This is a genomic window from Klebsiella sp. GN_Kp190, assembly GCF_040061795.1.
GTDB classification, from domain to species: domain Bacteria; phylum Pseudomonadota; class Gammaproteobacteria; order Enterobacterales; family Enterobacteriaceae; genus Klebsiella; species Klebsiella michiganensis.
Genome location: NZ_JBEAFN010000070.1, coordinates 50,150 through 57,255, shown reverse-complemented (window position 1 = coordinate 57,255; position 7,106 = coordinate 50,150). Strand labels below are relative to the sequence as shown.

At 60.6% G+C, this 7,106-nt stretch carries 7 protein-coding genes; all 7 read right to left on the bottom strand.

All coding sequences use genetic code 11. The features are described 5' to 3' along the window. A partial coding sequence (locus tag ABLU67_RS25750) for a hypothetical protein (protein WP_348852589.1) occupies positions 1-186 on the bottom strand: 186 nt, incomplete at its 3' end. A gap of 10 nt (positions 187-196) precedes the next feature. Further along, positions 197-895 (bottom strand): urea ABC transporter ATP-binding subunit UrtE, encoded by a 699-nt coding sequence (gene urtE / locus ABLU67_RS25745; RefSeq protein ID WP_064374636.1) that lies wholly within the window; start codon positions 893-895, stop codon positions 197-199. Positions 896-904: 9 nt separating this feature from the next. Continuing rightward, positions 905-1,702: an urea ABC transporter ATP-binding protein UrtD gene (gene urtD, locus ABLU67_RS25740; protein WP_064374635.1), complete on the bottom strand. Its 798-nt coding sequence runs from the start codon at positions 1,700-1,702 to the stop codon at positions 905-907. After that, positions 1,702-2,775: an urea ABC transporter permease subunit UrtC gene (gene urtC / locus ABLU67_RS25735; RefSeq protein WP_014229497.1), complete on the bottom strand. Its 1,074-nt coding sequence runs from the start codon at positions 2,773-2,775 to the stop codon at positions 1,702-1,704. Before urtC ends, urtD begins: the two co-directional genes overlap by 1 nt. Beyond that, positions 2,775-4,349, bottom strand: coding sequence for an urea ABC transporter permease subunit UrtB (gene urtB / locus ABLU67_RS25730; protein WP_025105757.1), 1,575 nt, complete (start codon positions 4,347-4,349; stop codon positions 2,775-2,777). Before urtB ends, urtC begins: the two co-directional genes overlap by 1 nt. Positions 4,350-4,433: 84 nt before the next feature. After that, positions 4,434-5,705 carry an urea ABC transporter substrate-binding protein gene (urtA, locus tag ABLU67_RS25725; RefSeq protein WP_014229499.1) on the bottom strand — a complete coding sequence of 424 codons (1,272 nt, stop codon included), beginning with the start codon at positions 5,703-5,705 and terminating at the stop codon, positions 4,434-4,436. 177 nt (positions 5,706-5,882) lie between these two features. After that, on the bottom strand, positions 5,883-6,986 hold the full coding sequence (locus tag ABLU67_RS25720) for a cobalamin-independent methionine synthase II family protein (RefSeq protein ID WP_049070776.1): 1,104 nt from the start codon (positions 6,984-6,986) through the stop codon (positions 5,883-5,885). Positions 6,987-7,106: the final 120 nt, after the last annotated feature.

The window sequence follows — 7,106 nt, the reverse complement described above, 5'->3', positions numbered from 1 at the left end:
CATCGCCGTCTGCGAGCGGTAGCCCGGACAGATGCGCAGCATCGCCTCCGGGAAATCATATCCAATGCGCCCTGTGGTGAGCTCCCCGGGGGCGGCGCAAAGCGCCTTGCCCGGGCTACGGGCCAGCAGACTGCTGTATACCTGTAGCCCGGCTAAGCGTAGCGCGAGCCGGGGGGAGGCCGCCATCCGGAGCGAGTTAAATGGTGACCATCCCGCGGACCCCTTCGGCTTCCATATCGCCGCCGTTGCCCTGCTGGATAATCGCGCCGCGCGACATCACCAGATAGCGATCCGCCAGACCGGCGGCAAAATCATAGAACTGCTCGACCAGCAGAATCGCCATATCCCCGCGGTTCGCCAGCTGACGAATCACCTCGCCAATCTCCTTAATCACCGACGGCTGAATGCCCTCCGTCGGTTCATCAAGAATCAACAGCTGCGGACGGCTGGCCAGCGCGCGGCCAATGGCCAGCTGCTGCTGCTGCCCGCCGGAAAGATCGCCCCCGCGCCGCTGCTTCATGGTTTTCAGCACCGGAAACAGCTGATAAATCTCTTCCGGTACCGCGCGCGCGTCGCGGGCGGGAAAGCGGGACAGCCCCATCAGCAGATTCTCCTCCACCGTCAGGCGCGGAAAAATCTCCCGCCCCTGGGGCACGTAGGCGATCCCCGACTGCACCCGCTGGTGCGGTTTACGGTGGGTGATATTCTTCTCCTGCCACAGCACCTCGCCGCTGCGCGCCGGGATCAGCCCCATCAGGCACTTCAGCAAGGTGGTTTTTCCCACCCCGTTGCGCCCGAGCAGGCAGGTGATCTCGCCCTGGCGAGCGGTAAAATCCACTCCACGCAGGATATGGCTGCCGCCATAATATTGATGTAGTTGATTAACCTGTAACATCCGCGCTCCTTAGCGTCCGAGATAAACTTCAATCACCTGTTCGTTGGCCTGCACCTCGCGCAGCGACCCTTCCGCCAGCACCTGTCCCTGATGCAGCACCGTCACCCTGTCGGCGATGGTCTCGACAAAGCCCATATCATGCTCGACCACCATCAGCGAATGCTGCCCGGCAAGGGTGCGGAACAGCTCGGCGGTATATTCTGTCTCCGCATCGGTCATCCCGGCGGCGGGTTCGTCCAGCAGCAGCAGATGCGGCTCCTGCACCAGCAGCATGCCGATTTCCAGAAACTGCTTTTGCCCGTGCGACAGCAGCCCCGCCGGCCGATAGCGTTCGCCCTCCAGCCGCAGCAGGCGCAGGGTTTCGCTGATTCTGTCGGCCTGGTCGCTGTTCAGGCGCGCACGCAGGCTGGCCCACACCGATTTATCACCTTTCATTGCCAGTTCGAGATTCTCTGCCACCGTCAGCGCCTCAAAGACCGTCGGTTTCTGAAACTTGCGCCCGATGCCCTGGCGGGCGATGGCGATGGGATCGAGGGTTGTTAAGTCCACCGACTGATCGTAAAGCGCCCTGCCGCTCTGCGGCCGGGTTTTGCCGGTGATGACGTCCATCAGGGTAGTTTTACCGGCGCCGTTCGGCCCAATCACGCAGCGTAGCTCGCCCACGCCAATCTGCAGCGACAGGTTGGTCAACGCCTGAAAACCGTCAAAGTTGACGTTAATCTCTTCCAGCTGCAGTACCGGATCGGTCTGCTCGCGAAAACGGTCCGTCGGCAGCTGGCGGGTAAATAGCTCTTCATCCAATGGCATCAGCGATCTCCTTTACGCAGCAGGCCGATAACGCCACGCGGTAAAAACAGCGTCACGATAATAAAAATCAGCCCCAGAAAGAGCTGCCAGTACTCCGGCATCGCCACGGTAAAGTAGCTTTTCGCGCCGTTGACCAGCCCCGCGCCGAGCACCGGGCCGATTAAGGTTCCGCGACCGCCGAGCGCCACCCAGATGGCCGCTTCGATAGAGTTGGTCGGCGACATTTCGCTGGGGTTGATGATCCCGACCTGCGGCACGTACAGCGCCCCCGCCAGGCCGCACAGTACGGCTGAAAGGGTCCATACCAGCAGCTTAAAGCCGCGCGGGTCGTAGCCGCAGAACATCAGGCGGTTTTCAGCATCGCGCACCGCCGTCAGCACGCGGCCAAACTTGCTTTGCGCCAGCAAATAGCCAATCCACAGGGTGAGCAACAGCAGCAGTACCGTGGCCATAAACAGCGCCGCCCGCGTGCTGATGGCGGTGACGGAGAAACCGAGCAGCGTGGTAAAGCCGGTAAAACCGTTGTTACCGCCAAAGCCGGTTTCGTTACGGAAAAACAGCAGCATCCCGGCGTAGGTGAGCGCCTGGGTCATAATCGAAAAATAGACGCCTTTGATTTTCGAGCGGAAGGCAAACCAGCCGAAAACCAGCGCCAGCAGGCCGGGCACCAGCACCACCAGCAGCATAGCCCAGGCGAAATGCTGGGTGCCCCACCAGAACCACGGCAGCTCGCTCCACGACAAAAACGACATAAAGGCCGGCAATCCGTCGCCCGCCGCCTGGCGCATCAGGTACATGCCCATGGCGTAGCCGCCGAGAGCAAAAAAGATCCCATGGCCAAGCGAGAGCATCCCGGCATAGCCCCAGACCAAATCCAGCGCCACGGCGACAATGGCGTAGCAGAGTATCTTGCCGGTCAGCGTCAGCAGCCAGGTGGAGACCGCCAGCGGATGCGTGGCGGGCAGCAGCGCCAGAAACGGCATACTTAGCAGGCCCAGCAGTAGCAGCACGCCGAACCAGCGCAGCGGGCGCGGCGCTTTGCGCGCCAGCGTTAAGGTAATAGGTTGGCTCATCAGTCAATAACCCTCCCTTTGAGGGCGAACAGTCCCTGGGGACGTTTCTGGATAAACAGGATAATCAAGACCAGAATCAGGATCTTACCCAGCACGGCTCCCATCTGCGGTTCAAGGATTTTGTTAAAGATGCCAAGACCAAACGCCGCCGCCACGCTGCCCGCCAGCTGACCAACGCCGCCGAGCACCACCACGAGGAAGGAGTCGATAATGTAGCCCTGGCCCAGCTCGGGCCCGACGTTACCGAGCTGCGACAGCGCGACGCCGCCCAGCCCCGCGATCCCCGAACCGAGGCCAAACGCCAGCATATCGACCCGTCCGGTCGGCACGCCGCAGCAGGCCGCCATCGCGCGGTTTTGCGTCACCGCCCGCACGTTCATCCCTAGCCGGGTCTTGTTCAGCGTCAGCCAGGTAAAGAGCAGCACCAGCAGCACGAAAACCAGTACCGCCAGACGGTTCCACGGCAGGATGAGATTCGGCAGAACCTGCACGCCGCCGGAGAGCCATGCCGGATTGGCGACCTCAACGTTCTGCGCGCCAAACAGCATGCGCACCAGCTGGATCAGCATCAGGCTGATCCCCCATGTGGCGAGCAGCGTCTCAAGCGGGCGCCCGTACAGATGACGGATCACGGTGCGTTCCAGCGCCATACCGATACCGCCGGTGATCAGGAACGCCACCGGCAGCGCAATCAGCGGATAGAAGGCAAGCCACTGCGGCGCCAGCTGCGCCAGCGCCTGTTGAACCAGCCAGCAGCTGTAGGCGCCAATCATCAGCATCTCGCCGTGGGCCATATTGATCACCCCGAGCAGACCGTAGGTGATGGCCAGACCGAGCGCGGCGAGCAGCAGGACAGAACCGAGGGAGAGGCCCATAAAAGCCTGGCCGAGAAGATCGCCCAGCAGCAGGCGGTGCTGGATTTTACTCAGGCTCTCCTGGGCCGCCGCGCGAATCGCCGGGTCCGGCTCATGCCGGGCATCGGTATACGGCGTCAGCAGCGCCTGGGTTTCCGGGTCACCGGAGTGGCCGAGCAGCGCGATGGCCGCCAGCCGCTGTGCGGGCTGAGGACTGACAAGCTGTAAACGGGCCAGCGCAATTTCCAGCTGCGACTTCACCGCGCCGTCGGTTTCCGCCGTCAGACGCTGCTGTAACAGCCCCGCCATCTCAGGCGTCGCTTCGCGCTGCAGGGTTTTCGCCGCCGCGGCCCTTTCCGTGACGTTGTCACTAACCAGGAGATGCGTCGCCAGCGCGCCTGCCGCCAGGTTACGCAGGCGGTTGGTCAGACGCACCGGTTTTGTTGGGCCGACGGGCGCCGGAACCGCGCCCAGCGCCAGCAGGCTGTCGCCCTGTTTGCTGAACGCATGACCGCCGCTATCGGATTGCAATGTTTCACTTTTCAGCGCCCGCAGCAGCGGTAAACGCGGCGCTTCGGGCGCGGCGGCCCACTGTTCCAGCAGCTGAGCCTGCTGGCTGCGATTGGCCGCCACAAAATCGTCGGCGTCCGCTGCCTGCGCCCGCCACGGTATCAAGACCATCAGCAGCGCGAAGTAACACATGAGGCGTAATGCGTTCATGGTCGTTCTCCTTTTCGGGGAAACCCGGGCTTCGGGCCCGGAAGACTGAATCATTCCCCCCGGCGCAGCGCCGGGGTCTAACGCTTAGTTGCTGACGGTTTTAACCGGGTGATCCGGCTTTTTATCATTCCCGGCAATCCACGGGCTCCACGGCTGGGCGCGTACCGGCTCTTCGGTCTGCCAGACCACGTTAAACTGGCCGTTGCTTTCAATTTCGCCAATCATTACCGGCTTGTGCAGGTGATGGTTGGTGGCATCCATGGTCAGGGTAAAGCCTGACGGCGCCTTGAAGGTTTGGCCGGCCATGGCATCACGCACCTTGTCGACATCGGTCGATCCTGCTTTCGTCACCGCCTGCGCCCACATGTGCAGGCCAACCCAGGTCGCTTCCATCGGGTCATTGGTTACCACGGTATCGGCGTTTGGCAGCTTGTGGGCTTTGGCGTAAGCGCGATAGTCGGCAACAAACTGTTTGTTGGTTGGGTTATCGACGGACTCGAAGTAGTTCCACGCCGCGAGGTTGCCCACCAGCGGTTTAGTATCAATCCCGCGCAGCTCCTCCTCGCCCACGGAAAAGGCCACCACCGGCACGTCCGTCGCTTTCAGCCCCTGATTAGCCAGCTCTTTATAGAACGGAACGTTGGAATCACCGTTGATGGTAGAGACCACCGCGGTTTTACCGCCGGCGGAGAACTTCTTGATATTGGCGACGATAGTCTGATAGTCGCTATAGCCGAACGGGGTATAGACCTCTTCGATGTCTTTATCCTGAATGCCTTTGGCGTGCAGGAAAGCGCGGAGAATTTTGTTGGTGGTGCGCGGGTAGACGTAGTCGGTACCGAGCAGGAAGAAGCGTTTCGCCCCGCCGCCGTCTTCGCTCAGCAGGTATTCCACCGCCGGAATCGCCTGCTGGTTTGGCGCCGCGCCGGTGTAGAAGACGTTCGGCGACATCTCTTCGCCTTCATACTGTACCGGGTAGAAGAGCAGACCGTTCAGCTCTTCAAATACCGGCAGAACCGATTTGCGTGATACGGAGGTCCAGCAGCCGAACACCGCCGCCACCTTATCCTGCGTCAGCAGTTGACGCGCTTTTTCGGCGAACAGCGGCCAGTTTGATGCCGGATCCACCACGACCGGTTCCAGTTTTTTACCCAGCACGCCGCCTTTGGCGTTGATGTCATCGATAGCCATCAGGGCGACATCTTTCAGCGGGGTTTCAGAAATCGCCATCGTCCCGGAAAGCGAGTGCATAATGCCGACTTTAATGGTGTCGGCGGCATAAACCTGTAAGGAGAAGCCCATGCTAATAACAGAGGCGGAGAGAGCAAAAGCTTTTAATAGTGTTCGACGCTGCATGTGTGTCACTCCTGAATAGCGCAAAAACAAAAAAATGAATTAACGACTCACCGGAAGTGATAAGGCAAAAACGATGCCAGGTTGTGAAAGCGTCTGAAAGCGCGGCAGAATACGGGGAAAATAAAGGCGGGTGCACAGCGTTGCCTTAAAATAGTGCAACGCTGCGCTATGGAGAGATTACCAGACCTGCGCGGCGATGCCGGTGACCAGGCGGACTTTATCCCACTGCTGGGCTTCGGTCAGAGAGTTACCCTCTTCGGTGGAAGCAAAACCGCACTGCGGGCTGAGGCAAATTTGCGCCAGCGGGACGTACTGCGCCGCCTCCTGCAGACGAGCCTTCACCCCTTCCGGGTTTTCCAGCTCCCCGTTTTTAGTGGTGATCAGGCCCAGTACCACCTGCTGATGGCCGGGGCGAACGTAGCGCAGCGGCGCGAAGTCGCCGGAACGGTCATTGTCATATTCGAGGAAGAACGCGTCGATGTTAACGCCGCCGAACAGCACTTCCGCAACCGGCTCGTAGCCGCCCTCGGAGATCCAGGTCGAGCGGAAGTTACCGCGACACACGTGCAGGCCAACGGTCAGATCCTCCGGCTTCCCTTCCAGGGCCTTATTCAGAACGCGGGCATAAATGCGCGCCAGCTCATCCGGGTCTTCGCCGCGCTCGCGCACCTGCTGTCGCTGCTCATCGGAGCAGAGGTAGGCCCAGACGGTGTCATCAAGCTGTAAATAGCGGCAGCCCGCATCGTAGAAGGCGCGAATGGCATCGCGCCAGGTGGTTGCCAGGTCATCGAAATAGTCGGCGAGATCCGGATACACCGTCGCGTCGATATCTTTCCGGCCGCCGCGGAAGTGCAGCACGCTCGGGCTGGGAATGGTCATCTTCGGCTGAGCGCTGCCGCTGATGCTCTTCAGATAGCGAAAATCTTCCAGCATCGGGTGATTGCCAAAGGCCAGTTTACCGGTGACGCGAACGCCGTGCGCTTTGGTCTGTACCCCGTTGAACTGAATGCCCTTTTCTGAATCGTAGCGCTCAACGCCCTGTAGTCCGTCAAAGAAATCAAAGTGCCACCACGCGCGGCGGAACTCACCGTCGGTGACCACATGCAGCCCGCACTCGCACTGCTGCTGCACCAGAACGCGAATCGCCTCATTTTCTATCTGCCGCAGCTGCTGCGCGTCGATGGTGCCGGCGGCCAGCTGCTGACGGGCCTGTTTGATGGCGTCCGGACGTAAAAAGCTGCCGACAATATCTGCGCGGAACGGGGCCTGATGACGTTGCATGGTGTCTCCTTAGCGGCGGGCAAAGTTAATTACCCACCGTGATAGTTCATTATTTGAATTTATAGACTTCTGGATGGCTATATGTCCAGATACTGGCATGCAGAGGTTTCATCGGCAAAC